Source organism: Kineococcus vitellinus, from assembly GCF_009906315.1.
GTDB classification, from domain to species: Bacteria; Actinomycetota; Actinomycetes; order Actinomycetales; family Kineococcaceae; genus Kineococcus; species Kineococcus vitellinus.
On sequence record NZ_JAAALL010000625.1, the window covers coordinates 1 to 664 of the forward strand.

Here is a 664-nt window from a genome sequence, read left to right on the forward strand (position 1 = left end):
ACGCCGCCGTGCTCAGGAGCGCCCGACCGGAGCGCCCCCCTGCCGCCAGGGTCCACCCCCGTGTCCACCGGAGGGCGACGTCGGCGGGGCGCCCGGGCGAACGCGCGCTGCACGGGCGGAGTCGCCGGCCCGCGCGCCGGCGCGGCTCACTGGCGCCGGCGCACCCAGGCGCAGGTGCCCGTCACGAGCGCGGCGATGAGGACGGCGGGAGCGGCGCCCAGCAGGTAGCTGTGCAGCAGGTGCCCCAGGGCGACGCCCGCGACGGCCGCCACCTCGAGGAAGATCATGATGCTGAGAGCCCCCTGCAGGGCACTGGCCGGTGCCTTGGCGCGGGACTGGTGGACCATGTCGCCTCCGCTGCTGCGCTCACGAGCGATGCCGCCGGTGTCGGTCCCCGACCCGGCCGCGGGACGGCCGGGTGGCGGGACCCCCGCCCCACGGTAGGAGTGCACCGGCTCCTCGGCCAGCCGGGCCGCGCCGCGGGCGCGGGGCCCGCCGGCGGCGCCGTCGCGCCGCTCGCGCGGTCGCTGGTTACGGTCGTGCCGGCGGCACGGGTCGCCCGGCGGCGCACCGCGCAGGCGCGGTCCGCGCACGAAGCGCACCACGAGGACGGGGAAGCACCGACATGAGCTCCATCCCGCTGGCCATCCCCGCCGAGGTGGAC

General features: G+C 79.1%; 1 pseudogene. It reads right to left on the minus strand.

The window, feature by feature from the left end:
• Nucleotides 1–146: 146 nt before the first annotated feature.
• Nucleotides 147–664 (minus strand): annotated as a pseudogene (locus tag GTQ99_RS23800) (hypothetical protein); the annotation flags it as partial.